Source organism: Micromonospora tulbaghiae, from assembly GCF_900091605.1.
GTDB classification, from domain to species: domain Bacteria; phylum Actinomycetota; class Actinomycetes; order Mycobacteriales; family Micromonosporaceae; genus Micromonospora; species Micromonospora tulbaghiae.
The window spans coordinates 75258-100968 of sequence record NZ_FMCQ01000009.1 but is presented as its reverse complement, the minus strand read 5'-3'; the positions used below and the strand labels follow the sequence as shown (position 1 = coordinate 100968).

The window sequence follows — 25711 nt, the reverse complement described above, 5'->3', positions numbered from 1 at the left end:
CCATGCGCTTCTCACCGGCCGGTGATCCCGGCACCCCCGACGCGCGCTCGGCCACCCGATACCTCGTGTGGCTCGCCGGGCGGCACCCCGTCATCTTCGGCGCCGGTCTCGCGCTCGGCGTGATCTGGATGCTGGCCCAGGCGCTGGTGCCGGCCGTGCTCGGCCGCGCCGTGGAAGCCGGCCTGGCCCAACGCGACCCGGACGCGCTGGTGCGCTGGGGGCTGGCCCTGCTCGGGCTGGGCCTGGTGCAGGCCGTCGCCGGGATCCTGCGCCACCGCTGCGCCGTGCACAACTGGCTCGGTGCCGCCTACCGCACCGTCCAGGTGACGGTGGACGCCACCAACCGCCTCGGCGCCGCGCTGCCCCGGCGGGTCGCGGCGGGCGAGGTGGTGAGCATCGGCACCGCCGACATCGAGCACATCGGCGGCGCCATCGACATCACCGCCCGCGGCGCCGGCTCGGTGGTCGGCATCGTCACCGTCGCGGTGATCCTGCTCAACGCCTCCCAGCCGCTCGGCCTCGTGGTGGTGCTCGGGGTGCCGCTGCTGATGGCGCTCGTGGCGTTGCTGATCCGCCCCCTGCACCGGCAGCAGGCCGCGTACCGGGACTCGACCGGCCGGCTCACCGCCCGGGCCGCGGACATCGTCTCCGGCCTGCGCGTGCTGCGCGGAGTCGGCGGCGAGCCGGTGCTGTCCGAGCGCTACCGGCAACGGTCCCAGGCGTTGCGCGCGGACGGGCTGCGGGTGGCCCGGGTCGAGTCGCTGTTGCAGGCCGCGCAGATCCTGGTGCCCGGCGTCTTCGTGGTGCTGGTGACCTGGCTCGGCGCCCGGTTCGCGCTGCGCGGCGAGATCAGCGCCGGGGAGCTGGTCTCGTTCTACGGCTACACCGCGTTCCTGGTCAGCCCGCTGCGCAACCTCACCGAGGCGGCCGACAAGCTGACCCGGGGACACGTCGCGGCCCGCCGGGTGGTCCGGTTGCTGCGGCTCGCACCGGAGTTCACCGATCCGGCCACCCCGGTGCCGGTGCCGGCCGGGCCGGGCGAGCTGGCGGACGTACGCTCCGGGCTGGTGCTGCGACCGGGCCGGCTCACCGCGCTGGCCACCGCCACCCCGCAGGACGCCACCGAGATCGCCGACCGGCTCGGCCGGTACGCCGACGGGGACGTCACGCTGCACGGCGTACCGCTGCGGGACGTGGCGCTGGCGACGGTGCGGGAGCGGATCCTGGTGGCCGACAACGACGCGCAGCTGTTCAGCGGCGTGCTGCGCACCGAGCTGGACCCGCACGACCGGGCCGAGCCCGGCGCGGTGGCGGCGGCGCTGGCCGCGGCGAGCGCCACCGACATCGTCGAGGCGCTGCCCGGCGGCCTGGACGGCGAGGTCGCCGAACGCGGCCGGGAGTTCTCCGGCGGGCAGCGGCAACGGCTGCGGCTGGCCCGAGCGCTCGTCGCCGACCCGGAGACGTTGATCCTGGTCGAGCCGACCAGCGCGGTGGACGCGCACACCGAGGCCCGCATCGCCGAACGGCTCGGCCCGGCCCGCCACGGCCGGACCACGCTCGTCTGCACCACGAGCCCGCTGGTGCTCGGCCACGCCGACCACGTGGTCTTCGTGGAGGACGGCAAGGTCGTCGCCGAGGGCCGGCACGAGGAACTGCTCGCCGCCGAGCCGCGTTACGCCGCCACGGTGAGCCGGGAGGAGGACCGATGAGCAACGCGCTGCCCGTCGCCGACATCGCCCAGGTCCGCCGGTACGTGCGCGAGCTGATCCGCCGTCACCCGCGTGGCCTGGCCGCCGCGCTCGGTCTGCACGCGCTCGCCGCGGGCGCCGGGCTCGTCGCCCCGCGCCTGCTCGGCGACCTGGTGGAGGGGATCTCCCAGGGCGTCGCCGCGACGACTGTGGACCGGGTCGTGGCGGCCATCGCCGCGTTCGTGGTGGTGCAGGCGGTGCTGGTCCGCTTCGCGCACCTGGCCTCGGCCCGGCTCGGGGAGCGGGTGCTCGCCGAGCTGCGGGAGGAGTTCGTCGACCGGGTGCTCGCGCTGCCGCTGGCCACGGTCGAGCGGGCCGGCACCGGCGACCTGCTCACCCGCACCTCGCGGGACGTCGCCGCGCTCTCCCGTACGGTCCGGTTCGCCGGGCCGGAGACGCTCATCGCGGCGCTGACCGTGCTGCTGATCCTCGGCGCGCTGGTGCTGACCGGCCCGCTGCTGGCGCTGCCCAGCCTGCTGGCGGTGCCGGTGCTGTGGGCCGGCACGCGCTGGTACCTGCGCCGCGCGCCCCAGGGCTACCTGCGGGAGAACGCCGCCTACTCGGACATCACCGACGGGATCAGCGAGACGGTCGAGGGGGCGCGGACCACCGAGGCGCTGCGCCAGGCGGCCCGCCGCCGGGCCCGCGGCGACGCGGACATCCGCCGGTCGTACGCGGCCGAGCGTTACACGCTCCACCTGCGGACCGTGTTCTGGCCGGTGGCCGAGTTCGGCTACCTGGTGCCGATGGTGGCGACCCTGCTCATCGGCGGCTGGTTCCACCTGAAGGGCTGGGCCAGCCTCGGCCAGGTCACCGCCGCCACGCTCTACGCCCAGCAGCTCACCGACCCGATCGAGCGGCTGCTCGGCTGGCTGGACGAGTTCCAGGTCGGCGGCGCGTCGCTGGCCCGGCTGCTCGGGGTGGCCGCCGAGCCGGACGAGCGCGCCAGGGCATCCGCCACGCCGGACGAGCGCGCCGCCGCTCCGGGCAGTGCGGGCGGCGCGGGCCGGCTCGCCGCGCACGACGTCCGGTACGCGTACCGCCCGGGGCACGACGTGCTGCACGGCGTGACGCTGGAGCCCCGGCCGGGGGAACGGCTGGCGATGGTCGGTCCGTCCGGGGCGGGCAAGTCGACGCTGGGCCGGCTGCTGGCCGGCGTGCACGCCCCGAGCGCCGGCACGGTGACCGTGGACGGCCGGCCGCTGGCCGGAATGCCCCTGGCCGAGCTGCGTACCCATGTCGCGCTCGTCAGTCAGGAGCACCACGTGTTCATCGGCACGCTCGCCGACAACGTGGCGATGGTCCGGCCGGACGCCGACCCGGCGCGGGTACGCGCGGCGCTGGCCGCCGTCGACGCGCTGGACTGGGCGCTGGCCCTGCCGGACGGGCTCGACACGGCGGTCGGCGCGGGCGGGCACCCGCTCACCCCGGCGCAGGCGCAGCAGCTCGCGCTGGCCCGGCTGGTGCTCGCCGACCCGCACACGCTGGTGCTGGACGAGGCCACCTCGCTGATCGACCCGCGGGCGGCCCGGGCTCTGGAGCGATCGTTGGCGGCGGTGCTTCAGGGCCGTACCGTCATCGCCATCGCGCACCGGCTCTTCTCCGCGCACGACGCGGACCGCGTGGCGGTGGTCGCCGACGGCCGCATCACCGAGCTGGGATCACACGACGAGCTGGTCGCGGCCGGTGGCTCGTACGCCGCGCTGTGGCGTTCCTGGCACGGCTGAGGACGCGCGACGGGCCCCGGCAGGAGTGCCGGGGCCCGCTCGACGGCCGGGTCAGGAGCGGCGGGTCAGCCGCCAGGTCGCGTACCCGCCGGTGCCGAGCGCGATCAGGAACACCGCCCACACCACCCCGGTGCCGACCTGGAGCCCACCGCCGCTGCCCACGTTGGCCTGGGCGGCGGCGACGAGCGAGTCGCTCTGCGCGGGCGGCAACGCGGCCGGCGGCAACTGCTGCCAGCGCACCAGCCCGGTGCTCTCCAGCATGGTCATGTGGTCGTTGACGAACTTGTTGGCGTCCTCGGCCAGCTTTCGCACGATCGGGTCGCGGGTGCTGGCGCGTACCGCGCCGATCACCGGGAAGATCTTGCCGTGGGCGACCCGCAGCCGGGTGACGAAGATCTGGTCGAACCGGGCGCCGTTGGCGTTCCGCATCTCGGTCAGCCATCCCTGCTGCTCGGCCGTCGGATCCGTCGGCAGGGTGGCGCCGAGCTTGTTGGCCGCCTCGACCACCAACTGGTCCAGCTCCGCGTGCTGCTTGGCGATCTCCGCGCCGACCTCGCGTACCCGGGCGGACTGGCCCTTCTCGGCGGCCATCTGCCCGGCCGGCATCTCCCACAGCCCGGCCAGCCGCACGCCGTTGAGCAGCGTCATGTCGGCGGCGTTCATCTGCACGCCGGGGTTGGGTGCGGCCTGCGCCGTCCCGGGAATGACGCCGATCCCCGCGCCCAGCGCGGCGAGCAGCAGTACCACCCGGTGCGCCAGCTTGCGGCGTGCGGATTCCAGCGATGCCATGGTTGCGGTGCCTCCTCGGTCCGGACCGGTACGCGGGGTCGTGGACGGCCGCGCAAGCCGGCCGTCCGTCCGCACACTGGTACGGATCGGCGGGCCGATCAGTTCAGCGGGTCGGCGAGGAGTCGCTCGAACGCCAGCTCGGCGGCGCCGATCAGCGCCGCGTCGTCGCCGAGCTTCGGGGTACGCAGCCGCACGTGCTCCAGGCACGCGGGCAGCCCGTTGGAGTTGAGCCGGCTGCGCACCTGCGCCGCGGAGGCCAGGTAGAGGTCGCGCATGGTGCCGCCGAAGATGACCATCTCCGGGTTGAAGATGTTCACCAGGTTCGCGACGCCGAAGCCGAGCCAGTCGCCGGCCTGCCGTACCGCGGTCTGGGCGCGGGCGTCGCCGCGGTCGGCGGCGTCGAAGACGGCGAGCAGGGCGTCCCGGCCGCGTGCCTCGGACCGGCCGGCGGCGCGCAGCAGCCCGTGCTCACCGATCTCGGTCTCCCAGCAGCCGCGCCGGCCGCAGTCGCAGCGCACCCCGTCGCGCACCACCACCATGTGGCCGACCTCGCCGCCGTAGCCGCCGTGCCCGGTCAGTCGCCGCCCTCCGGCGATGATGCCCGCGCCCACGCCGACGTCGCCGTAGATGTAGATGACGTTGTCGCAGCCGACCGCCGCGCCGCGGGCGTGCTCGGCGTACGCGGCCACGTCGGCCACGTTGCCCACCGTGATCGTTACGTCTATTCCCAGCTCGACGGCGAGCGCCGCACCGATCGGCTCGTCCACCCAGCCGGTTGTGGGGCTGAGCCGGACCAGCCCGTCCTCCCGGCGGACCATGCCGCACACCGCCACCCCGGCGCCGACGCAGATCGCGTCCGGCGGCACCGACTGGTGCATCTCCTTGACCGCGCCGGCGAGCAGCGGGGCGGCCTCCCCGGCGACCAGGTTGCGCGGCCGGTCCATCTCCCGGCGGTCGAGCACCTCACCGCCGAGTCCGACCCGCGCGGCCCGCAGCCGGTCCACCTCGACGCTGTACGCGTACGCGTAGACCCGCTCCGACTCGGGCCGGACGACGAGTGACGGTCGTCCGGCCCGGCCGGTCTCCTTCGGCGTCCCCTCGCTGACCAGACCGGCGCCGGCCAGGTCAGCGGTCAGCGCGCCGATGGTGCTGCGGTTGAGTCCGAGCGCGGTGGTCAGCTCGGCGCGGGTGGTGGCTCCGTGAACGTGTACGTAGCGGAGCAATGCGCCCAGGTTCTGCCGACGGATCTCGTCCTGACTGGGGCCCGCGCGCATTGCCACTGCCATGGTGTCGATAACCGGGATCAGCGGGTACCGGTTGCGGCCGAACGTCGCCGGGACAGCGCGTCGACGCCGGCGGCGAGGAGCAGCACCAGGCCGGTGAAGATGAACTTCAGCCCGGAGCTGAGGTCGAGCAGTCCCATACCGTTGATGATGACAGCCACCACCGCGCCGCCCAGCACCGCGTTGATCATGCGGCCTTTGCCCCCGAAAAGGCTCGTGCCGCCGATGACGGCCGCGCCGACCGCGTAGAGGAGCACGTTGCTGCCGCCGGTGTTGGGATCCACCGACCGGTCCCGGCTCGCGGCGATGATGCCGCCGACGGCCGCCATGCCCGAGCAGATCACGAAGGCCGAGATCTTGAGCCGGTCGACGTTGATGCCGGCCCGTCGCGCCGCCTCGGCGTTACCGCCGACCGCGTAGAGGTGACGGCCGTAGGCCGTGCGGTTGAGCACGAATGTCCAGAACACCAGGAGGAGCGCGACGATCGGCACGACCACCGGCATGCCCTTGTTCGAGGTGATCAGCGGGTTGATGCTGCGCTCCTGGTTGAGCACGTAGACCGCGAGCACGATCAGCAGCGCCAGCCCGCCGATCCGGGCGCCCATCACGGCTGCCGGTTCGGTCACCAGTCCCCGGGAGATCCGGTTGCGGTGACGCAGCAGCTGGACGACGGCGTAGCCGAGGATCGCGACGGCGGCGAGCAGCCAGCCGATGGCCGGCGCGATGCGGCCGTTCTCGATGCCGACGATCACGTCGTCGCTGATCGAGATGTTGCTGCCCTCCTTCATGAGCAGCAGCACCACGCCCTGGAAGGCGAGGAAGCCGGCCAGGGTCACCACGAAGGACGGGATGCCCACCTTCGCGACCAGGAATCCGAGGATCAGGCCGATCAGCACACCGGTGACCAGGGCCGCGAGGACGGCGACGTACCAGGGGTAGCCGAGCACGCTGACCACGTTCGCCAGGATTCCGGCGCAGACGCCGCTGGCGAAGCCGGCGGAGAGGTCGATCTCGCCGAGCAGGAGCACGAAGATCAGCCCCATGGCGATCACGGTGACCGCGGCACCCTGGGTGAAGAGGTTGGCGAAGTTCCCCGCGGAGAAGAAGACCGGGCGCACGATGGTGAACACCACGCAGAGCACTACGAGGCCGATGACCGCGGGCAGGGCGCCCAGGTCACCGCCGCGTACCCGGGCGAGGTAGTTGCGGACGTGGTCGCCGACGGTGTGTGCGGGCGTGACGGCGGCCGGTCCTTCCTTCTTCACGGCGGTGGCGGTCATCGGAGCGCTCCCGAGGTTGCGTCGGCGGATTCGGTGCCGTTGCCGGGGTCGGTGGAGAGACCGAGGTTGCCGGAACGGCCCGCGGTGATCAGCTCGACCACCTGCGAGTGGGTGATGTCGCTGGTCTTCACCTGGGCGACCATCTGGCCGAGGTAGAGCGCGGCGATCCGGTCGGAGACGGCGAAGACGTCGTTCATGTTGTGCGAGATGAGCACCACGGCCAGGCCGTTGTCGGCCAGCCGGCGCACCAGCTCCAGCACCTGGGCGGTCTGCGCGACGCCGAGCGCGGCGGTCGGCTCGTCCAGGATGACGAGCCTGCTGTTCCAGAGCACGGCCTTGGCGATGGCCACCGTCTGCCGCTGGCCGCCGGAGAGGCTGGCCACGTGCTGGCGCAGCGACTTCACGGTGCGCACGCTCAGGCCGGCGAGCGTCTCGGCGGCCATCTGCTCCATGGTCGGCTCGTCGAGCACGATGCCGCTGCGCTTCTCCCGGCCGAGGAACATGTTCTGCACGATGTCGAGGTTGTCGCAGAGCGCGAGGTCCTGGTAGACGACCTCGATTCCGAGGTCGGCGGCGTCGCGGGGGCTGTTGATGCTGACCGGCTTGCCGTCGAAGAGGAACTCGCCGGCGTCGGTGGGGTGGATGCCGCTGATGCACTTGACCAGGGTCGACTTGCCGGCGCCGTTGTCGCCGACGAGCGCCGTCACCTCGCCGGGGTGCGCGGCGAAGGCGACGTCACGCAGCACCTGGACGGGGCCGAAGCTCTTGTCGATCCCGCGTAGCTCCAGCAGGGGGGTTGCGGACACGGGGTTCTCCTTTGGGCGGAGGGAGGTCTCGGATCCCGTCCGGCGCGGGCGCCGCCCGGCACGGGTCTCCCCGTGCCGGGCGGCGCCGCCTGAGGCGGGTGGGTCAGCTCACGCCGGCGTCGGTGCAGAGCTTGGCGAACGCACCGGTGCAGAGCTCTTCCTTGGTGACGTAGCCGTCGGCCACCACGTCCTTGACGTTGTCCTTGTAGATGGCCTTGGGCTCCAGCAGCACGGACGGGACGTCCCGGTTGCCCTCCGGGTCCTTGACCGTCTGGCCGGTGTCCTTCCGCTCGCCCTTTGCGAGGGCGATGGCCAGGTCGGCGGCGGCGTCCGCCTCCTTCTTGACCGCCTTGTAGACGGTCATGCACTGGTCACCGGCGAGGATGTTCTGCAGGCCCTGGACGGTGGCGTCCTGGCCGGTCACCGGCACCTTGCCGTTGAGCTGGTTCTTCTTCAGCACCGAGATGGCTGCGTTGCCCAGGCCGTCGTTGGCGGCGAGCACGCCGTCGATCTTGCCCTTCTGCTGGGTGAGCATCTGCTCGAAGATCACGCCGGCCTGCGCGTTGTCCCAGTCCGGGACGTTCTGGTCCGGGCCCTTCGTGTAGTCACCGGAGTCGAACTTCGGCTTGAGGATCGAGTCGTAGCCGTTCTTGAACAGGGTGGCGTTGTTGTCGGTCTGGGAGCCGTTCAGGTAGGCGACGACCGGCTTCTGCGCGCCCTTGTCGGTCAGGCACTTGCTGAGGCCCTCGCCCTGGAGCTTGCCGACCGCCTCGTTGTCGAAGCTGACGTAGTACTGGGCGGAGCCGCCCAGGGTCAGCCGGTCGTAGTCGATGGTCGCGACGCCCTGCGACTTGGCCTTCTCCAGCACGGCCTTGCCGGTGCCCGAGTCGAGGTTGACGATCATGAGGGCGGTGACGCCGCTGGTCAGCATGCCGTCGGCGATGGTGGAGAAGGCGGACTTGTCGCCCTGGGCGTTCTGGATCGTGTAGTCGACGCCGGCGGCCTTGAACGCCGCCTCCAGGTACTTGCGGTCCGCGCCCTCCCAGCGGGCGGAGGACTTGCTGTCCGGCAGGATCACGCCGATCTTCGGCTTCTTGGCGTTGGAGCCGCCGGCCTCGTCGGAAGAACCGCCGTTGTCACCGCATGCGGCCATGCTGCCGGTCGCGAGGAGACCGACGGCCGCGAAGGTGAGGAAGCCCTTGCGCATGTGCAGGGTCCTTTCGGAGGTGGGGGAGTGGTGATGTTTTGTTGTGTCCGGCAACGTATTCCCCGTCTCCCATGCGCCGCAAGACTGCCGAGGTCAGAAGTTTGTTGGCGGCGGTAACAATTCAGCAACGCGGTTGTCACCCGCGGGACACCGCCGGGAGAGCGCGTTCCGGGAACGCTCCCACACGTACCGTCACGACCCCGCTCAGGTGGCGGCGATCGATGCCGTCGTCGCCCCGGTGAGCGCCACCAGATCCGTCGGCGCGAGCTGCACCTGCAACCCCCGGCGACCCGCCGAGACGTACACGGTCGGGTGCGCCAGCGCGGAGACGTCGATGACCGTCGGTAGCCGCTTGCGCTGCCCGAGCGGGCTGATGCCGCCGCGGACGTATCCGGTCGCCCGCTCGGCGGTCGTCCGGTCCGCCATCGTGGCCCGCTTGCCACCCGCTGCGGCGGCGAGCGCCTTCAGGTCCAGCTCGCCGGTCACCGGCACCACCGCCACGGTCAGCCCGCCGTCGACCTCGGTGACGAGCGACTTGAACACGCGCTCCGGCGCCACGCCGAGCGCGGTCGCCACGAGCGCGCCGTAGTTCGGCGCGTCCGGCGAGGCGTCGTAGGTGTGGGTGCTGTGCGCGATCTTCCGCTTGCTCAGCAACGCGATCGCCGGAGTGCCAGGGCCCGCCACGGGCTCAAGCTAGCCCGGCCGTCGGCCGATCGCGAGCCGAAACCGCGCGCCGGGGTCAGCCGCCGGCCGGAACCGGCCGGCAGACGAGCACCGTGGGAGCGCCGGCCACCCGGGTCAGCGCCAGACCGGCCGCCTCGTCGCCGGACAGCCGCAGGTCGCGGCGCAGCTTCTCCGGCTCCAGCGCCGACCCGCGCTTGCGGATCTCGACCCGGCCGACCCGCCGCTCCCGCAGCAGGGTGCGCAGCCGTTTCAGCGAGAACGGCAGCACGTCGGTGATCTCCAGGCAGCGGGCGAACGGGGTGGTCCGGGCCTCGTCGGCGTACAGGTAGGCGATCGACGGGTCGGCGAGCGTGGCGTCGAGGCCGGCGGCCAGTTCGGCGACCAGGTGCGCGCGCACCACCGCCGGATCCGGGTCGTAGAGGAACCGCCGGACCGGTCCCACCGGCGCCTCCTGCGCGCCCGTGCCGGTGAGGAGCGAGACCGCGTCGTCGCGCTCCCGCAGCACCGTGGCACGGCGCGGGACCTCGGCCAGCTCGCCGCACCACAGCGCCGCCTCGACCAGGTCGCCGTCCACGCTCACCCACTCCGCCTCGGCGCCGGCCGGGATCAGCGCGTGGTCCAGTCCGGGCGCTACCTTCACCACCGTGCGCGGCACGCGCGCGGCCAGGCCGGTGACGAAGTCCCACGGTGGCGAGTAGGCGTTCGGGTCGAAGACGCGCCGCCCGGTGCCGGCCCGCCGCCGGGCCGGATCGCAGAACACCGCGTCCACCCCGGTCACGTCGAACGCCGTGGCGTCACCGCACTCCACCGTCACCAGATCCGCGAGCCCGGCCGCCTCGGCGTTCGCGGCGGCCATCGCGGCGGTCACCGGGTCGGCCTCCACCGCGTACACCCGGATGCCGGCGCGGGCCGCGGCGAGCGCGTCGGCCCCTAGGCCGCACCCCAGGTCGGCCAGCGTGGTCACGCCCGCGGCGCGCAGCCGCGCCGCGCGCCGGTCGGCGACCGCGCGGCGGGTGGCCTGCTCCAGCCCTGCCCGGGTGAGGAACATCCCGGCCGCCGCCGCGCCGAACTTGCCGGCCGCCCGGTGGCGCAGTTCCGCCTGGGTCAGCGCGGCGGCGGCGAGGTCGCCCGGGATCCCGCCCGAGCGCAGCGCGGCGGCCGCCGCCAGCGGGTCGCCGCCGGCCACCCGCCCGGCCGCGGCGAGCGCCGCCGACCCCTCGGGGGTACGCAGCGCGGCGAGCTGGTCGAGATCCACGCGCTCATTCTCCCGGCCCGGTTCCGGCGCGACACGGAGGGCGACGCGTTGGCACTCTCCTTGACGGAGTGCTAGCCGAGGAATAACCTGCGATTAGCACTCTCACCCTGAGGGTGCCAACACCCGAGCCTCGTGCCCGGGGGTTGAGCGCCAGGCGGACCGGCACCCGCGACGACGGCCCCGCCCGGTGGCATGTGGCAGATTGACGCTGGTCGGCGTGCCGGCCGGCAACGACACCAAGTACCCGGGAGGGTATGCCCGTGACTACCGCGACCAAGGTTGCGATCAAGCCGCTCGAGGACCGCATCGTGGTCCAGGCGAACGAGGCCGAGACCACCACCGCCTCGGGCATCGTGATCCCCGACACCGCCAAGGAGAAGCCGCAGGAGGGCACCGTCCTCGCTGTGGGCCCGGGCCGGATCGACGACAAGGGCAACCGCGTGCCGATCGACGTGAAGGTCGGCGACACCGTCCTCTACTCGAAGTACGGCGGCACCGAGGTCAAGTACGCCGGCGAGGAGTACCTGGTGCTCTCCGCCCGCGACGTCCTCGCGGTCATCGAGAAGTAAGCAACCGATCAGTGTCGTTGCCCCGGTCCGGCTCGCCGGGCCGGGGCAACGTCGCTTCGAAGGGATACTGATGGCGAAGATCCTCAGCTTCTCGGACGACGCCCGGCACCTGCTCGAGCACGGTGTCAACGCCCTCGCGGACGCGGTCAAGGTCACCCTCGGCCCGCGCGGGCGCAACGTCGTCCTGGACAAGAAGTTCGGTGCGCCCACGATCACCAACGACGGCGTGACCATCGCCAAGGAGATCGAGCTCACCAACCCGTACGAGAACCTCGGCGCGCAGCTGGTCAAGGAGGTGGCGACCAAGACCAACGACGTCGCCGGCGACGGGACCACCACCGCCACCGTGCTGGCCCAGGCCATGGTCCGCGAGGGCCTGCGCAACGTGGCCGCCGGCACCAACCCGACCGGCCTGAAGCGGGGCATCGACGCGGCGGCCGCCAAGGTCTCCGAGGCGCTGCTCGGCAAGGCCGTCGAGGTCGCCGGCAAGGAGTCGATCGCGCACGTCGCGACCGTCTCCGCGCAGGACGCCGCCATCGGCGAGCTGATCGCCGAGGCGATGGAGAAGGTCGGCCGCGACGGCGTCATCACCGTCGAGGAGGGCTCCGCGCTCACCACCGAGCTGGAGGTGACCGAGGGCCTCCAGTTCGACAAGGGCTTCATCTCGCCGAACTTCGTCACCGACCTGGAGGCGCAGGAGGCGGTCCTGGAGGACCCGTACATCCTGATCACCACCCAGAAGATCTCGGCGATCGAGGAGCTGCTGCCGCTGCTGGAGAAGGTTCTCCAGAACAACAAGCCGCTGCTCATCGTCGCCGAGGACGTCGAGGGGCAGGCCCTGTCCACGCTGGTGGTCAACGCGCTCCGCAAGACCGTCAAGGTCTGCGCCGTCAAGGCCCCCGGCTTCGGCGACCGCCGCAAGGCGATGCTCCAGGACATGGCGATCCTGACCGGCGCCGAGCTGGTCGCCCCGGAGCTGGGCTACAAGCTCGACCAGGTGGGCCTGGAGGTGCTGGGCACCGCCCGCCGCGTCGTGGTCGACAAGGAGAACACCACGGTCGTCGACGGTGGCGGGCAGGCCTCCGAGGTCGCCGACCGGGTCGCGCAGATCCGCAAGGAGATCGAGGCCTCCGACTCCGAGTGGGACCGGGAGAAGCTGGCCGAGCGGCTGGCGAAGCTCTCCGGCGGCATCGCCGTGATCAAGGTCGGCGCGGCCACCGAGGTCGAGATGAAGGAGCGCAAGCACCGCATCGAGGACGCCATCGCCGCGACCAAGGCCGCGGTCGAGGAGGGTACGGTCCCGGGTGGCGGCGCCGCCCTGGCCCAGATCCTGCCGGTGCTCGACGACGACCTGGGCTTCACCGGTGAGGAGAAGGTCGGCGTCTCGATCGTGCGCAAGGCGCTCGTCGAGCCGCTGCGCTGGATCGCCCAGAACGCCGGCCACGACGGCTACGTGGTGGTGCAGAAGGTCGTCGCCCAGGACTGGGGCCACGGCCTCGACGCCGCCACCGGCGAGTACGTCGACCTGGCCAAGTCCGGCATCATCGACCCGGTGAAGGTGACCCGCAACGCGGTCAGCAACGCCGCCTCGATCGCCGGCCTGCTGCTCACCACCGAGAGCCTCGTGGTGGAGAAGCCGGCCGAGCCGGAGCCCGCCGCCGGTGGGCACGGCCACTCGCACGGCCACGGCCACCAGCACGGCCCGGGCTTCTGACCCGAGGAGTACGTCCCGACGTCGGGGCACACCGCCGACCAGGTGGTGTGCCCCGACGCGTATCTGCTTACGGAACGCTGACGACATTGGCAGCCGGCCCGGCGGGTCGACCAGACTGGACGCCGTGAGCACCCTCTCCCGCCGCCGCGCGGCGACGGCCGGTGTCGTCGCCACCGTGGTGGCACTCGGCACCGCCGAACCCGTGGCGGTCCTGACCGGTCCCCGGTCCGCTCCGCTCGTCGCCGTCGGCGGACTCGTCGTCGACCTGGTCCCCGAGCCGCTCAAGCAGTTCGCCATCGACGTCTTCGGCACGTACGACAAGGTCGCCCTGCTGGTCGGGACGGCGCTGCTGCTGGCCGCGTTCGGGGCGCTGCTCGGCCTGGCGGCGGCCCGGCGGCTGGTGGTCGGCCTGGCCGGCATCGCCGCGTTCACAGCGCTCGGCGTCGCCGCCGCGCTGACCCGGGCCGGCGCGAACGCGTTCGACGCGCTGCCCTCCCTGGTCGGCGGCGGGCTCGGCGCGCTGACGCTCCGGGCCTTCGTGGCCGGACCACTGAGCCCTGATCCGGGACGCCGGGAGCGGGCCGGGACCGATCCGGCCGAGCGCGGCGGGACCGACCCGGCAGGCGGCGATCGGGCACCTCGCGCCACGCAGCCGTCCGCCCCGCCCCCGGCGGTCGCCGCGCTTGCCCGCGAGGGGGAGAGCCCCGGCGGCTGGGAGCCGGTCCGGCACGACGACGACGCGGAGTCGCGGCGGCGTTTCCTGCGTGGCGCCGGCCTGCTGACCGGCGCGGCGGCGGTGGCCGGGCTGGGCGGGCACTGGCTGGCCGGCCGGCGTGGCGTGTCAGCGGCCCGGGAGGCGGTGACGCTGCCCGCCCCGGCCGCGCCCGCACCGCAGGTGCCGGCCGGAGCGGACCTGTCGCTGCCCCGGCTCGCGCCGTACGTCACGCCGAACCGGGAGTTCTACCGGATCGACACCGCGCTCGTGGTGCCGCAGGTGGACCCGGCGACCTGGCGGCTGCGCATCCACGGGCGGGTGCGCAACCCGATCGAGCTGAGCTTCGACGACCTGCTGGCCCGCCCGATGGTCGAGCGGTACGTGACGCTCGCCTGCGTCTCCAACGAGGTGGGCGGCGACCTGATCGGCAACGCCCGCTGGCTCGGCGTGCCGATCAAGGAGCTGCTGGACGAGGCCGGACCGGAGGACGGCGCGGACCAGGTGGTCGGCCGCGCGGTCGACGGCTGGACCTGCGGTACGCCCACCTCGGTGCTGCGCGACGGGCGGGACGCGCTGCTCGCGGTCGGCATGAACGGCGAGCCGCTGCCGATCCAGCACGGCTTCCCGGTGCGGATGGTGGTGCCCGGCCTCTACGGGTACGTGTCGGCCTGCAAGTGGCTCACCGAGCTGGAGCTGACGAGCTTCGCCGACTTCGACGCGTACTGGGTGCCGCGCGGCTGGTCCGCGCAGGGACCGATCAAGACGCAGTCCCGGATCGACACGCCCCGGCCTCGCAGCCGCCCGGCCGCCGGCCCGGTGACGGTGGCGGGTGTGGCGTGGGCGCAGCATCGTGGCATCCGCCGCGTCGAGGTACGCGTCGACGGCGGCCCCTGGCAGGAGGCGACGCCGGCCCCGGCGGTGTCGGCTGACACCTGGGTTCAGTGGTCCTGGCGGTGGGACGCGACGCCGGGCGAGCACACGCTCCAGGTCCGGGCGACCGACACGACGGGCGAGACGCAGACGGAACAGCGCGCCCCGGTCGCCCCCGACGGCGCGACCGGCTGGCACACGGTGCGGGTCACAGTCGGCTGACCCGCCGACCCGGGGTGCGACGTGACGACGCCGCGCCCCGAGGGTCGGGGCGCGGCGTCGGAGATCAGTGGACCGGGTCAGGCGACCTTGCGCTGGTCCGGCACGGCGGTGTTGTGCGGCCGGCCGAGGCGGGTCTCCAGCCGGGCGATGTCCACCCGGGTCTGCCGGCGGTCGGCCAGGTCCTCCCAGCCGAGCGCGAGCAGCCGCAGCCGCTCGGACTCGCTGAAGCCGCCCCAGACGCCGTACGGCTCGCGCACGGAGAGCGCGTGCGCGGCGCACTCGGCGCGTACCGGGCAGGCGCGGCAGACGGACTTGGCGCCCATCTCGCGGCGCAGCCGGGAGGAGCCGCGCTCACCGTCCGGGTGGAAGAACTGCGCGCTGTCGCGGCCACGGCAGGCTCCGAGCCGCTGCCAGTCCCAGAGCTCGTCGATCGGTCCAGGCAGCCTACGTACGTTCGACATCAGCACCCCTCCTCCCGCGCGGCACCGCGGAGAATGTTCGTTGCCAGCTACCGGGCGGCGGTCCGCGCGGGATGCCGGTTCCGGATGAACCCCTCGGTACCCGAGCGGTCCGCGCCTCACACATCTGTGATCGAAAACCTCGGACACTCGGCGGCATATGCCCCATCTGTCGGAAAAGTTCGGATGATTGCCCGGAACCCCCTCCCGAGCCCACCTCCGCATGGTCTGCTCTGAGTCGGAGAGGAGACCACCGTGCGTAGTGTTCTTGTGTGCGTTCGGACACCATTGGCGGCCCAGCATCTGACCTCCGCGGCGGCGCGGCTCGGGCTGTCCGGCGTCGTCCGGACGGCCGTCTCCGATCCGGAGGTGATGTTGCGGCTCGCCGAGCGTCCGGTGGACGTGGTGCTCGCCGACACCGCGCTGACCCGCCCGGACAGCGCCGGCTTCGTCCGGCGGGTGCTCGCTCGCGCCCCGCAGGCGGCGGTGCTGCTGCTCGGCGCCGAGGAGTCGGAGTCGGCGGCGGCCACCATCAGCGCCGGGGCGCGCGGCCTGATCCAGAACGCCGACCACGACCTGACCAGCGCGGTCGCCAAGGCGCTGCTGCTGCTCTCCGCCCCCGGCCGGAGCAACAGGCACCGGGTGGCGGACACCGCTCGGGACGCGGCGGCGGTGGGCGGGCCGACCCGGTCGGCGGCGCCGGGGCGTACCCAGGGTGGGCCCGGCTGGCCGGCGACAGCGCCGGTGGATGCCGCGGGCCTGCCCACAGTGGTGCCGGTGCAGCGGGGTGAGGACCCGGACGACCCGGCGGCGGCCGACGGCGCGGAGGCGCCCCGGCCCGGTACGGCCCAGCGGCCGGCGCGGACGCCGCGCAGCGCGATCGGGCTGACCGAGCGGGAGCTTCAGGTGCTGCTCGGCATGGCCGAGGGCAAGAGCAACGCGGAGATCGGGCGGGAGCTGTTCGTGTCCGAGGACACGGTCAAGACGCACGCCCGGCGGCTGTTCCGCAAGCTCGGCGCGCGCGACCGGGCGCACGCCGTGGCGGCCGGATTCCGGGCGGGCCTGGTCGCCTGACCCGGGCGGGAGTCACTCCGGGGCGGAGTCGTCGGTGCCCTCGGTGAGCGTGTCGTGCACGCCGTCGGCGTAGCCGCGGGCGTAGTCCCAGCTCACGTAGTGGTCCGGGTCGGGGTCGTAGGCCGGCTCGTGCACCCGGGGACGCCCCGAGTTGAGCAGGTGACGCAGGTTGCCGCGGAGCAGGTCCCAGTCGAAGTAGTGCGGCTCGCGGCAGTCCTCGCACTCGATCACCAGGCCGCGCACGCCGATCGGCTGGAGCAACGCCTGGTAGATCTCCAGGTCGGCGAGATCCTCCAGGACGTCCTGGCGCTCGACCTCGGTCAGCGGGTCGAGCGCGTCGTCGTCGCCGGGGTCGTGCAGGCCGGCAGCCGGATCGGCCGGGTCGCCGTTGAACGGGTCGATGGGCTCGTCGTGCACCCCCTCACCGTAGACCCCGAGCCGCCGGAAAGCCCGCCCCAGCCCGTGCTGTGGCCCGGCCTACCCTCGGGCCCGCCGCTGCCCGGGCCGGGACGGGCCAGTGGGTACGATGAGGCGACGCGCCGTCACCAGGCGCCTGCCGGTGCCCCCGCGCGCCGCCTCGCTGCAGCCCGATCGACCAGCTCAGGGGAGCAATCGTGGAGAATTCGCCCAGCACCGAGATCCCGGCCGGCACCGACGGCGGGGAGCTGGGTGGCCATCTGCCCGAGCTGCCGGCCGGTTCGGCCCGGGTGGTGCCGCTCGGGCTGACCTTCGACGACGTGCTGCTCCAGCCGGGCGAGTCGGACGTCGTGCCCAGCCGCGTCAACACCCGCACCCGCCTCACCCGCAACATCGAGCTGACCGTGCCGCTGCTGTCCAGCGCGATGGACACGGTCACCGAGGGGCGGATGGCGATCGCCATGGCCCGCCAGGGCGGCATCGGCGTGCTGCACCGCAACCTCTCCGTCGAGGACCAGGCGCTCCAGGTCGATCTGGTGAAGCGCTCCGAGTCCGGCATGATCACCAACCCGGTGACCGCCAGCCCGGAGGACACGCTGCGCGAGGTCGACGCGCTCTGCGGGCGTTACCGCATCTCCGGCGTGCCGGTGGTGGACGGGCAGGGCCAGCTGGTCGGCATCGTCACCAACCGCGACATGCGGTTCGTCTCCGACCCGGCCACGCCGGTGCGCGAGATCATGACCCGCACCCCGCTGATCACCGCGCCGGTCGGCGTGAGCAAGGACGACGCGCTCGGCCTGCTGCGCCAGCACAAGATCGAGAAGCTGCCGATCGTGGACGCGGGCGGCAAGCTGCGCGGCCTGATCACGGTGAAGGACTTCACCAAGAGCGAGCAGTACCCGAACGCCACCAAGGACGACGCGGGCCGGCTCCGGGTCGCCGCCGCGGTCGGCGTGGGCGAGGACGGCTACAAGCGGGCCCGCGCGCTCGTCGACGCCGGGGTGGACGTCGTCATCGTGGACACCGCGCACGGTCACCAGCGGGCCGTGCTGGAGATGGTGGCCCGGCTCAAGCGGGACGTCAGCATCGACATCGTGGGCGGCAACATCGCCACGTACGCCGGGGCGAAGGCGCTCGTCGAGGCCGGCGCGGACGGCGTGAAGGTGGGTGTCGGCCCGGGCGCCATCTGCACCACCCGGATCGTGGCCGGCGTGGGCGTACCGCAGATCACCGCGATCATGGAGGCGGCCCGCGCCGCCCGCCCGGCCGGCGTGCCGGTGATCGGTGACGGCGGCATTCAATACTCCGGCGACATCGCCAAGGCCCTGGTGGCCGGTGCCGACACGGTGATGCTCGGCAGCCTGCTGGCCGGCTGCGAGGAGAGCCCCGGCGAGCTGATCTTCATCAACGGCAAGCAGTACAAGGCGTACCGGGGGATGGGCTCGCTCGGCGCCATGCAGTCGCGCGGCCAGGGCAAGTCCTACTCCAAGGACCGCTACTTCCAGCAGGACGTGCTCGCCGAGGACAAGCTGGTCCCGGAGGGCGTCGAGGGCCAGGTGCCCTACCGGGGGCCGCTGTCCGCGGTCGCCCACCAGCTCACCGGCGGGCTGCGCGCCGCGATGGGGTACGTGGGCGCGGAGAGCATCCCGGAGCTGCACCGGCGTGGCCAGCTCATCCGGATCACCGCGGCCGGGCTCAAGGAGAGCCACCCGCACGACATCCAGATGACCGTCGAGGCGCCCAACTACCACTCCCGCTGACCCACCACCCCCAACCACCTGGAGTCCCCCATGCGTGACGTGGTCGAGATCGGGCTGGGCAAGACCGCGCAGCGCGGCTACCACCTGGACGACATCGCCATCGTGCCGAGCCGCCGCACCCGGGACGTCGACGACGTCTCCACCGCGTGGCAGCTCGACGCGTACCAGTTCGGCATCCCGTGCGTCGCGCACCCCTCGGACGCGACCATGAGCCCCGCCTCCGCCGTCCGGCTCGGCCAGCTCGGCGGCCTCGGCGTGCTCAACGTCGAGGGCCTCTGGACCCGGTACGAGAACCCGGCCAAGATCCTGGAGGAGCTGGCCGGCCTCGACGAGGACGCGCGGGCGACCAAGCGCCTCCAGGAGGTCTACGCCGAGCCGATCCGCCCCGACCTGATCGCCGAGCGGGTGCGTGAGCTGCGCGAGGGCGGCGGCACGGTGGCGGTGCGGGTCTCCCCGCAGCACACGCTGGCGCTGGCCCCGGTGATCCTCGACGCCGGTGTGGACATCCTGGTCATCCAGGGCACGCTCGTCTCCGCCGAGCACGTCTCGACCACCGACGAGCCGTTGAACCTCAAGGAGTTCATCGCCGACCTCGACCTGCCGGTCGTCGTCGGCGGCTGCACCGACTACAAGACCGCGCTGCACCTGATGCGTACCGGCGCGGCCGGCGTGATCGTGGGCATCGGCGGCGACGACTGGTCGACCACCGAGTCGGTGCTCGGCATCCGGGTGCCGATGGCCACCGCCATCGCCGACGCGGCCGCGGCCCGCCGCGACTACCTGGACGAGACCGGCGGCCGGTACGTGCACCTGATCGCCGACGGCGACATGCAGACCTCCGGTGACATCGCCAAGGCGCTCGGCTGCGGCGCGGACGCGGTGATGCTCGGCGAGCCGCTCTCGCTCTGCGAGGAGGCACCGGCCGGCGGCGCCTGGTGGCACTCCGCGGCCAGCCACCCGTCGCTGCCCCGGGGCGCGTTCGAGGTGGCCGGCGAGCCGCTCGGCTCGATGGAGAGGCTGCTGTTCGGCCCGGCCGACGAGCCGGACGGCCAGCTCAACCTCTTCGGCGGCCTGCGCCGGGCGATGGCCAAGTGCGGCTACCGCGACCTGAAGGAGTTCCAGAAGGTCGGGCTGGTCCTCGACCGCTGAGCACCGGCTGAGCACCGCGTGACGGCGCGGGCGGCGGCGCGGACGTGTTCCGGCCCCGCCCGCGCCGCCGCGCGTCTAGGCTCGCCGGGTGAGACGGGGGCGGGTCTGGGCGGCAGGGCTGGTGGCGGCGGCGCTCGCGCTGGGCGGGTGCACCGGCGGCGACGAGAGCGGGTTCCGGCCGGGCGCGGCGGACGCCGGTGACCCGTACGTGCCGGGGGCCGGCAACGGCGGCTACGACGTCGGCCACTACGCGCTGGACGTGCGCTACGACCCGGCCGGCGACCGGCTCACCGGCACGGCCACGCTGACGGTCACCGCCACCCGGGCGCTGTCCCGGTTCCAGCTCGACCTGGCCGGGCTGGACGTCGAGCGGGTGCGGGTGGACGGCGAGGCGGCGAAGCACCGCCACGACGGCGCCGAGCTGATCGTCACCCCGGCGGGCGGGCTGCCGTCCGGGCGCCGGTTCACAGTCGAGGTGACGTACGGCGGGGTGCCGCAGCCGCTGCCCAACGCCGAACTCGGCGACGGCGGCTTCCACGCCACACCGGACGGCGCGATAGCGCTCGGCCAGCCGGAGTCGGCGAGCACCTGGTACCCGGTGAACGACCACCCGTCGGACAAGGCGACATACGACCTCGCGGTCACCGTGCCGGACGGGCTCGCCGCGCTGTCCAACGGCGTGCCGGAGGGCCGGACGTCCGACGGCGGCTGGACCACCTGGCGCTGGTCGGAGCGCGCGCCGATGGCCAGCTACCTGAGCACGCTGGTGATCGGCGACTACCGGGTCAGCAGCGGCACGCACGCCGGCAAGCCCATCGTCACCGCCGTCGCCGCGGCGCTGCCCGCGGACGGGCCGGCCGCCGCGTCGGTGGCCCGCACCGGCGAGGTCGCCGACTTCCTGGCCGAGCGCTTCGGCCCGTACCCGTTCGAGGCGTACGGCGGCGTGGTGGTCGCCGACGAGCGGATCCGGTACGCGCTGGAGACGCAGAGCCGGCCGGTCTACGGGCCTGCGTTCTTCCGGGGGGAACGGCCGAACACCGAGGTGGTCGCGCACGAGCTGGCGCACCAGTGGTTCGGCGACAGCGTCTCGGTGGCCCGGTGGAGCGACATCTGGCTCAACGAGGGCTTCGCCACGTACGCCGAATGGCTCTGGGCCGAGCACGACGGCGGGCGGACCGTGGCGCAGACCGTCGCCGAACGTTACGCGGCCACCGACTGGTCGAAGCCCACGGTCGACCCGGGCCGGGCCGGGATGTTCAGCGACGCGGTCTACCAGCGCGGCGCGCTCGCGGTGCACGCGCTGCGCCGCGCGGTGGGCGACGAGACGTTCTACCGCGTGCTGCGCGGCTGGCTGGCGCAGCACCGCGACGGCAACGTCACCACCGCCGACTTCGTCGGGTACGCCGAACGCACGTCGGGGCGGCCGCTGCGGGCGCTGCTGGACGCCTGGCTGGTCGGTGGCACGCCGCCGGGACTGCCGTGACGCACACGTGACCGCCGCTGGGTAGGCTGCCGCGGTCGGAGCGGCCCGTGGGCGGGGCCGCCGAACGGGCCCGGGAGGGATCGAGGCGATGACGCGGCGCGGCGCACGACGACGGCTCGGGTTGCTGACCTGCGGCACCCTGCTGGTGGCCGGCTGCGGTTCGGCCGAGCCGGACCCGGGTCCGTCGTCCCCGGCCGGCCCGGCGCCGGCGACCTCGCGCAGCTTCGCACCGGGCGCCGCCGGGGCGGGCGATCCGTACTTCCCGAGCTACGGCAACGGCGGGTACGACGTCGCGCACTACACGGTCAAGGTGCGCTACGACCTGGAGACCGACAAGCTCAGCGGCACCACCACGCTGCGGGCCACCGCGACCGCCGACCTGTCCGCGTTCAACCTGGACCTGGCCGGGCTGACCGTCCGGTCGGTGACAGTGGACGGCACCGCCGCCCGGCACAGCCGTACCGAGGACGAGCTGGTGATCACCCCGGCCATCGGGCTGACCTCCGGCAACGGCTTCACCGCCGAGATCCGGTACGACGGCCGGCCGGAGCCGCTGCGTACCGAGGCGCTGGGCGAGGGTGGCTGGCTGCACACGACCGACGGGGCGATCGCGCTCGGTCAGCCGGAGTCGGCGAGCACCTGGTTCCCGGTCAACGACCACCCGTCGGACAAGGCCACCTACGACATGGAGATCACCGTCCCGAAGGGACTGACGGCGGTCTCCAACGGCGTGCCGAAGGGCAGGTCGACAAGCGGTGCCTGGACCACCTGGAAGTGGTCGGAGACCGCGCCGACGGCCAGTTACCTGACCACCGTGGCGATCGGGAAGTTCCGGGTCACCACCGGGGAGCACAAGGGACGGCCGGTCTACAGCGCGGTCACCACGCAGGTGGCGCAGGGCGCGCCGGACCGGTCGATCGCGCGTACGGTCGAGGTCGCCGACTACCTGGAGAGCGTCTTCGGGCCGTACCCCTTCGACGCGTACGGCGGCGTGGTGGTCGCCGACGATCGGATCCGGTACGCGCTGGAGACGCAGAGCCGCCCGGTCTATTCGGCGAGCTTCTTCCGGCAGGGCGACAACACCGGCGTGGTGGCGCACGAGCTGGCCCACCAGTGGTACGGCAACAGCGTGTCGATCCAGCGCTGGCAGGACATCTGGCTCAACGAGGGGCTGGCCACGTACGCCGAGTGGCTGTGGGCCGAGCACGACGGCTCGACCACCGTGCAGCGCTCGTTCGAGCAGAAGTACGCGAACGCCGGCGGTCAGGTGTGGCGTACGCCGCCGGGCAAGCCGGGCGTCGCCAACCTGTTCAGCCGTTCGGTCTACGACCGGGGCGGGATGACCGTGCACGCGCTGCGGGTGGCGGTGGGCGACACCGCGTTCTTCACCATCCTGCGCACCTGGGCGGCGGAGCGGAAGAACGGCAACGCCACCACAGCCGACTTCGTGGCGCTGGCCGAGCGGATCACCGGCAAGAAGCTGGCGAAGGTCTTCGACCCGTGGCTGTACGGCACCGAGCGTCCGCCCGCCCCGAAGGCGCTGTAGCGCCTCAGTTCTTGACCCGCAGCGACGGGTGGGCGGCCAGGAACGCGTCGGCCCGCCCGCCGCGCAGCGCGGTGAGGAAGTCGCGGCCGAGCGGCTTGAGCTGCTCACCCCGGTACGCGCCGCCGCTGCTCACCCCGGCGCCGGGCAGCACGACGAGCGTGAGCCGGTCGGCCGGCAGGCCACCCAGCGCGTACGCGTAGTCGATCAGCTTCCGGTCGCCGCCGGCGTACACCAGGGTCCTGCCCAGCGCGGCCACCACCTGCTCGACCCGCTGCGGGTCGCGGGCGGTGCCCTGGTCGACGATCTTGCGGGCCAGCGCCCGGAGCAGTTGCTGCTGGTGCCGCTGCCGGGTGTAGTCGCCGCCCGCGGTGTAGCGCTGCCGCGCGTAGTCGAGCGCCTGCCAGCCGGTCAGGTGCCGGGTGCCCTTCTCGTAGACCATCTGCGGCCCGATGTACCCGCCGCCGGTCAGGGTCCGCATGGTGCCGTCGGGGCGGCGGTGCCGGGAGGCGACCTGCTGGTCGACGTAGAGGTCCACCCCGCCGAGCGTGTCCACCAGCTTGTCGAAGCCGCCGAACGTGATCACCGCCCCGGCGTCGATGCGCAGCCCGGTGTAGCGGGAGACGGTGGTGCGCAGCAGTTCGTACCCCTGGGCGGTGCTGGGGTGGGCCTTGTCGCCCGGCACCCGGCTGCCGTAGCTCATCGCGTGGGTGAGCTTGGTCCGCCCGCCCGGGTAGCGGGCCTTCGGGTAGGCGGGGATGTCCACGACCAGGTCGCGGGGGAGCGAGAACAGGTACGCCCGGTCCAGCCCGGCCGGTACGTGCAGCAGCAGCACGGCGTCGGCGTGCGGCTCCCAGCCGGGGATGCTGACCCGGGTGTCGACGCCGACGAGCAGCAGGTTGAGCGGGCCCTTCAGGTCGGCGCCGGGCGGCGGCGTCGGGCTGGCGGTGGTCGGGGCGGGTGTGGGCGGGGCCGGGGGCGCTGTGGTCGGGCCGGCGACCGGGGCGGCCGGGCGGTTCGCCACCAGCCGGGTGGTCACCACCGCTCCGGTGGCCACCAGCAGCGCGGCCACCAGTGCGGCCAGGCCCAGCAGGCGTCGTCTCGTCACGTTCGTTCCTCCCCGTGGAGTTCGACGCGCCGGGGCGGCCCACGGGTTGCAGCGGCGGGAATCCCGGCGATCGAGCGCTCTGCATGATGTGCGAAAAAGCCTCGTTGGCGCTATAGCTACTCGTCGGTAATGATGCGTCCATGCGCTACGACGTGGTCGTCATCGGGTCCGGGTTCGGCGGCAGCGTCACCGCGCTGCGGCTGGCCGAGAAGGGTTACTCGGTCGGCGTGCTGGAGGCCGGGCGGCGCTTCGCCGACGACGAGTTCCCGCGTACGTCCTGGCGGGCGCGGCGGTTCCTCTGGGCGCCCCGGCTCGGCTGCTTCGGGCTCCAGCGGATCACGCTGCTGCGCTCGGCCGACCGCAAGGCCGGCGGCGGCGTGCTGGTGCTCTCCGGCGCCGGGGTCGGCGGCGGGTCGCTGGTCTACGCGAACACGCTCTACGAGCCGCTCGACGCGTTCTACGCCGACCCGCAGTGGCGGGACATCACCGACTGGCGCGACGAGCTGGCCCGCCACTACGACCAGGCGAAGCGGATGCTCGGCGTCACCACGTACCCGATCGACACCCGCGCGGACCAGGCCGTGCGCGCGGTGGCCGAGCGGATGGGGGTGGCGCACACCTACCACCCGACGCCGGTCGGGGTGCACATCGGGCGCCCCGGCGAGCGGGTGGCCGACCCGTACTTCGGCGGGGCCGGGCCGGACCGCACCGGGTGCAGCCACTGCGGGTCGTGCATGACCGGCTGCCGGCACGGCGCCAAGAACACGCTCGTGAAGAACTACCTCTGGCTGGCCGAGCGCCTCGGTGTGCAGGTGCACCCGCTGACCACTGTGACCGCCGTACGCCCCGACCCGGCCGGCGGCTACGCGGTGCACACCGAGCGCACCGGCGCCTGGTTCCGCAAGCGGCGCGAGGTGATCCACGCCGACCAGGTGGTCTTCGCGGCCGGCGCGCTCGGCACCCAGCGGCTGCTGCACGGAATGAAGGCGACCGGCGCGCTGCCGGCGCTCTCGCCCCGGCTGGGGGAGCTGACCCGGACCAACTCCGAGGCCATCCTCGGCGCCTCGGTGGCGCCCGGCGCGGCCCGCCGGCGCGGCCTCGACTTCACCGAGGGGGTGGCGATCACCAGCTCGTTCCACCCCGACCCGCAGACCCACATCGAGCCGGTCCGCTACGGCAAGGGCTCCAACGCGATGGGCCTGCTCCAGTCGCTGCTCGTCGACGGCGGTCCCCGCCGGGTCCGGCGCTGGCTGGGCAGCATCGTCCGGCAGCCCGCGCTGGCGGCGCGGATGCTGTCGGTACGCCGCTGGTCCGAGCGCACCGTGATCGCGCTCGTCATGCAGTCGGTCGACAACTCGCTGACCACCCGCTACCGCAAGGGCCGGCTGGTCTCCGGCCCCGGCCACGGCGCGCCCAACCCGACCTGGATCCCGGCCGGCAACACGGCGGCCCGGCTGCTCGCCGAGGAGATCGGCGGCACGCCCGGCGGGGCGGTCACCGAACCGTTCAACATCCCCGTGACGGCGCACATCCTCGGCGGCGCGGTGATCGGCGCCACGCCGGACGACGGCGTCATCGACCCCTGGCACCGCGTGTACGGCCACCCGGGCCTGCACGTCGTGGACGGCGCGGCGGTCTCGGCGAACCTGGGCGTCAACCCGTCGCTGACGATCACCGCGCAGGCCGAGCGGGCCATGTCGTACTGGCCGAACAAGGGCGAGGCGGACCCGCGTCCGGCGCTCGGGTCGGCGTACACCCGGGTCGAGCCGGTCCCGCCGCGGCGGCCGGCCGTCCCCGCGCACGCCCCGGCCGCGCTGCGCTGAGCGCACCGCCGCCAGGTTCATCCCGCC

21 protein-coding genes are annotated in these 25711 nt (G+C 73.4%); 11 read left to right on the top strand and 10 right to left on the bottom strand.

All coding sequences use genetic code 11. The features are described 5' to 3' along the window. The first annotated feature begins 2 nt into the window (after nucleotides 1-2). Together GA0070562_RS23940 and GA0070562_RS23935 are read left to right on the top strand one after the other, a co-directional pair. Nucleotides 3-1709 (top strand): ABC transporter ATP-binding protein, encoded by a 1707-nt coding sequence (locus GA0070562_RS23940; protein ID WP_091426264.1) that lies wholly within the window; start codon nucleotides 3-5, stop codon nucleotides 1707-1709. Then, nucleotides 1706-3475: an ABC transporter ATP-binding protein gene (locus tag GA0070562_RS23935; protein WP_091426261.1), complete on the top strand. Its 1770-nt coding sequence runs from the start codon at nucleotides 1706-1708 to the stop codon at nucleotides 3473-3475. Before GA0070562_RS23940 ends, GA0070562_RS23935 begins: the two co-directional genes overlap by 4 nt. 51 nt (nucleotides 3476-3526) lie before the next feature. Here GA0070562_RS23935 and GA0070562_RS23930 read toward each other — a convergent pair whose 3' ends face one another. The 7 genes from GA0070562_RS23930 to GA0070562_RS23900 form a co-directional block, all read right to left on the bottom strand. Further along, a complete protein-coding gene (locus GA0070562_RS23930) occupies nucleotides 3527-4264 on the bottom strand; it encodes a DUF4142 domain-containing protein (RefSeq protein WP_091426259.1) in 738 nt (245 codons plus the stop codon). A 98-nt stretch (nucleotides 4265-4362) separates the two neighbouring features. Next, entirely contained in the window at nucleotides 4363-5538 is a 1176-nt protein-coding gene (locus GA0070562_RS23925; protein ID WP_091426256.1) for an ROK family protein, read from the bottom strand. Nucleotides 5539-5567: 29 nt separating this feature from the next. Continuing rightward, a complete protein-coding gene (locus tag GA0070562_RS23920; protein ID WP_091426253.1) occupies nucleotides 5568-6827 on the bottom strand; it encodes a sugar ABC transporter permease in 1260 nt (419 codons plus the stop codon). Then, nucleotides 6824-7633 (bottom strand): ATP-binding cassette domain-containing protein, encoded by an 810-nt coding sequence (locus tag GA0070562_RS23915; RefSeq protein WP_091426249.1) that lies wholly within the window; start codon nucleotides 7631-7633, stop codon nucleotides 6824-6826. Before GA0070562_RS23915 ends, GA0070562_RS23920 begins: the two co-directional genes overlap by 4 nt. 103 nt (nucleotides 7634-7736) lie before the next feature. Beyond that, on the bottom strand, nucleotides 7737-8840 hold the full coding sequence (locus GA0070562_RS23910; protein WP_091426248.1) for a sugar ABC transporter substrate-binding protein: 1104 nt from the start codon (nucleotides 8838-8840) through the stop codon (nucleotides 7737-7739). 204 nt (nucleotides 8841-9044) lie between these two features. After that, entirely contained in the window at nucleotides 9045-9524 is a 480-nt protein-coding gene (ybaK, locus tag GA0070562_RS23905) for a Cys-tRNA(Pro) deacylase (RefSeq protein WP_091426247.1), read from the bottom strand. A gap of 55 nt (nucleotides 9525-9579) precedes the next feature. Further along, nucleotides 9580-10779, bottom strand: a complete 1200-nt coding sequence (locus GA0070562_RS23900) for a THUMP-like domain-containing protein (protein ID WP_091426245.1) — start codon at nucleotides 10777-10779, stop codon at nucleotides 9580-9582. A gap of 254 nt (nucleotides 10780-11033) precedes the next feature. Between GA0070562_RS23900 and groES the strand changes: the two genes are divergently transcribed. The 3 genes from groES (at nucleotide 11034) to GA0070562_RS23885 (ending at nucleotide 14869) form a co-directional block, all read left to right on the top strand. Further along, nucleotides 11034-11348, top strand: coding sequence for a co-chaperone GroES (gene groES / locus GA0070562_RS23895; RefSeq protein WP_018222648.1), 315 nt, complete (start codon nucleotides 11034-11036; stop codon nucleotides 11346-11348). A gap of 70 nt (nucleotides 11349-11418) precedes the next feature. After that, nucleotides 11419-13062: a chaperonin GroEL gene (gene groL / locus GA0070562_RS23890; RefSeq protein WP_091426243.1), complete on the top strand. Its 1644-nt coding sequence runs from the start codon at nucleotides 11419-11421 to the stop codon at nucleotides 13060-13062. A 124-nt stretch (nucleotides 13063-13186) separates the two neighbouring features. Then, nucleotides 13187-14869 carry a sulfite oxidase gene (locus GA0070562_RS23885; RefSeq protein WP_091426241.1) on the top strand — a complete coding sequence of 561 codons (1683 nt, stop codon included), beginning with the start codon at nucleotides 13187-13189 and terminating at the stop codon, nucleotides 14867-14869. Between the two features lie 77 nt (nucleotides 14870-14946). Here the strand turns inward: GA0070562_RS23885 and GA0070562_RS23880 are convergent, their stop codons facing one another. Continuing rightward, on the bottom strand, nucleotides 14947-15330 hold the full coding sequence (locus GA0070562_RS23880; RefSeq protein ID WP_091426735.1) for a WhiB family transcriptional regulator: 384 nt from the start codon (nucleotides 15328-15330) through the stop codon (nucleotides 14947-14949). Between the two features lie 252 nt (nucleotides 15331-15582). On the opposite strand from GA0070562_RS23880, the gene GA0070562_RS23875 reads away from it, so the two are divergent. Continuing rightward, nucleotides 15583-16401 (top strand): response regulator transcription factor, encoded by an 819-nt coding sequence (locus GA0070562_RS23875; protein WP_091426239.1) that lies wholly within the window; start codon nucleotides 15583-15585, stop codon nucleotides 16399-16401. Nucleotides 16402-16413: 12 nt separating this feature from the next. Here GA0070562_RS23875 and GA0070562_RS23870 read toward each other — a convergent pair whose 3' ends face one another. Then, nucleotides 16414-16818: a DUF5319 domain-containing protein gene (locus GA0070562_RS23870; protein ID WP_091426236.1), complete on the bottom strand. Its 405-nt coding sequence runs from the start codon at nucleotides 16816-16818 to the stop codon at nucleotides 16414-16416. Between the two features lie 197 nt (nucleotides 16819-17015). On the opposite strand from GA0070562_RS23870, the gene guaB reads away from it, so the two are divergent. The 4 genes from guaB (at nucleotide 17016) to GA0070562_RS23850 (ending at nucleotide 22756) form a co-directional block, all read left to right on the top strand. Beyond that, entirely contained in the window at nucleotides 17016-18578 is a 1563-nt protein-coding gene (gene guaB, locus GA0070562_RS23865; protein ID WP_091426234.1) for an IMP dehydrogenase, read from the top strand. Nucleotides 18579-18608: 30 nt separating this feature from the next. Beyond that, nucleotides 18609-19727, top strand: coding sequence for a GuaB3 family IMP dehydrogenase-related protein (locus GA0070562_RS23860; RefSeq protein WP_091426231.1), 1119 nt, complete (start codon nucleotides 18609-18611; stop codon nucleotides 19725-19727). 88 nt (nucleotides 19728-19815) lie between these two features. Beyond that, a complete protein-coding gene (locus GA0070562_RS23855) occupies nucleotides 19816-21210 on the top strand; it encodes a M1 family metallopeptidase (protein WP_091426229.1) in 1395 nt (464 codons plus the stop codon). Between the two features lie 88 nt (nucleotides 21211-21298). Beyond that, entirely contained in the window at nucleotides 21299-22756 is a 1458-nt protein-coding gene (locus tag GA0070562_RS23850; protein WP_091426227.1) for a M1 family metallopeptidase, read from the top strand. A 4-nt stretch (nucleotides 22757-22760) separates the two neighbouring features. On the opposite strand, the gene GA0070562_RS23845 is transcribed toward GA0070562_RS23850, so the two are convergent. Further along, nucleotides 22761-23861 (bottom strand): LCP family protein, encoded by a 1101-nt coding sequence (locus tag GA0070562_RS23845; RefSeq protein ID WP_091426224.1) that lies wholly within the window; start codon nucleotides 23859-23861, stop codon nucleotides 22761-22763. A gap of 140 nt (nucleotides 23862-24001) precedes the next feature. Here GA0070562_RS23845 and GA0070562_RS23840 point away from each other — a divergent pair, with 140 nt between their 5' ends. Continuing rightward, complete coding sequence (locus GA0070562_RS23840; RefSeq protein ID WP_091426222.1) at nucleotides 24002-25684, top strand: FAD-dependent oxidoreductase; 1683 nt, start codon at nucleotides 24002-24004, stop codon at nucleotides 25682-25684. Nucleotides 25685-25711: the final 27 nt, after the last annotated feature.

Coding starts and splice junctions, on each gene's coding strand:
- GA0070562_RS23940 (WP_091426264.1), top strand. CDS start 3: ATGCGCTTCTCACCGGCCGGTGATCCCGGCACCCCCGACGCGCGCTCG.
- GA0070562_RS23935 (WP_091426261.1), top strand. CDS start 1,706: ATGAGCAACGCGCTGCCCGTCGCCGACATCGCCCAGGTCCGCCGGTAC.
- GA0070562_RS23930 (WP_091426259.1), bottom strand. CDS start 4,264: ATGGCATCGCTGGAATCCGCACGCCGCAAGCTGGCGCACCGGGTGGTA.
- GA0070562_RS23925 (WP_091426256.1), bottom strand. CDS start 5,538: ATGCGCGCGGGCCCCAGTCAGGACGAGATCCGTCGGCAGAACCTGGGC.
- GA0070562_RS23920 (WP_091426253.1), bottom strand. CDS start 6,827: ATGACCGCCACCGCCGTGAAGAAGGAAGGACCGGCCGCCGTCACGCCC.
- GA0070562_RS23910 (WP_091426248.1), bottom strand. CDS start 8,840: ATGCGCAAGGGCTTCCTCACCTTCGCGGCCGTCGGTCTCCTCGCGACC.
- groES (WP_018222648.1), top strand. CDS start 11,034: ATGCCCGTGACTACCGCGACCAAGGTTGCGATCAAGCCGCTCGAGGAC.
- groL (WP_091426243.1), top strand. CDS start 11,419: ATGGCGAAGATCCTCAGCTTCTCGGACGACGCCCGGCACCTGCTCGAG.
- GA0070562_RS23880 (WP_091426735.1), bottom strand. CDS start 15,330: ATGTCGAACGTACGTAGGCTGCCTGGACCGATCGACGAGCTCTGGGAC.
- GA0070562_RS23860 (WP_091426231.1), top strand. CDS start 18,609: ATGCGTGACGTGGTCGAGATCGGGCTGGGCAAGACCGCGCAGCGCGGC.
- GA0070562_RS23850 (WP_091426227.1), top strand. CDS start 21,299: ATGACGCGGCGCGGCGCACGACGACGGCTCGGGTTGCTGACCTGCGGC.
- GA0070562_RS23840 (WP_091426222.1), top strand. CDS start 24,002: ATGCGCTACGACGTGGTCGTCATCGGGTCCGGGTTCGGCGGCAGCGTC.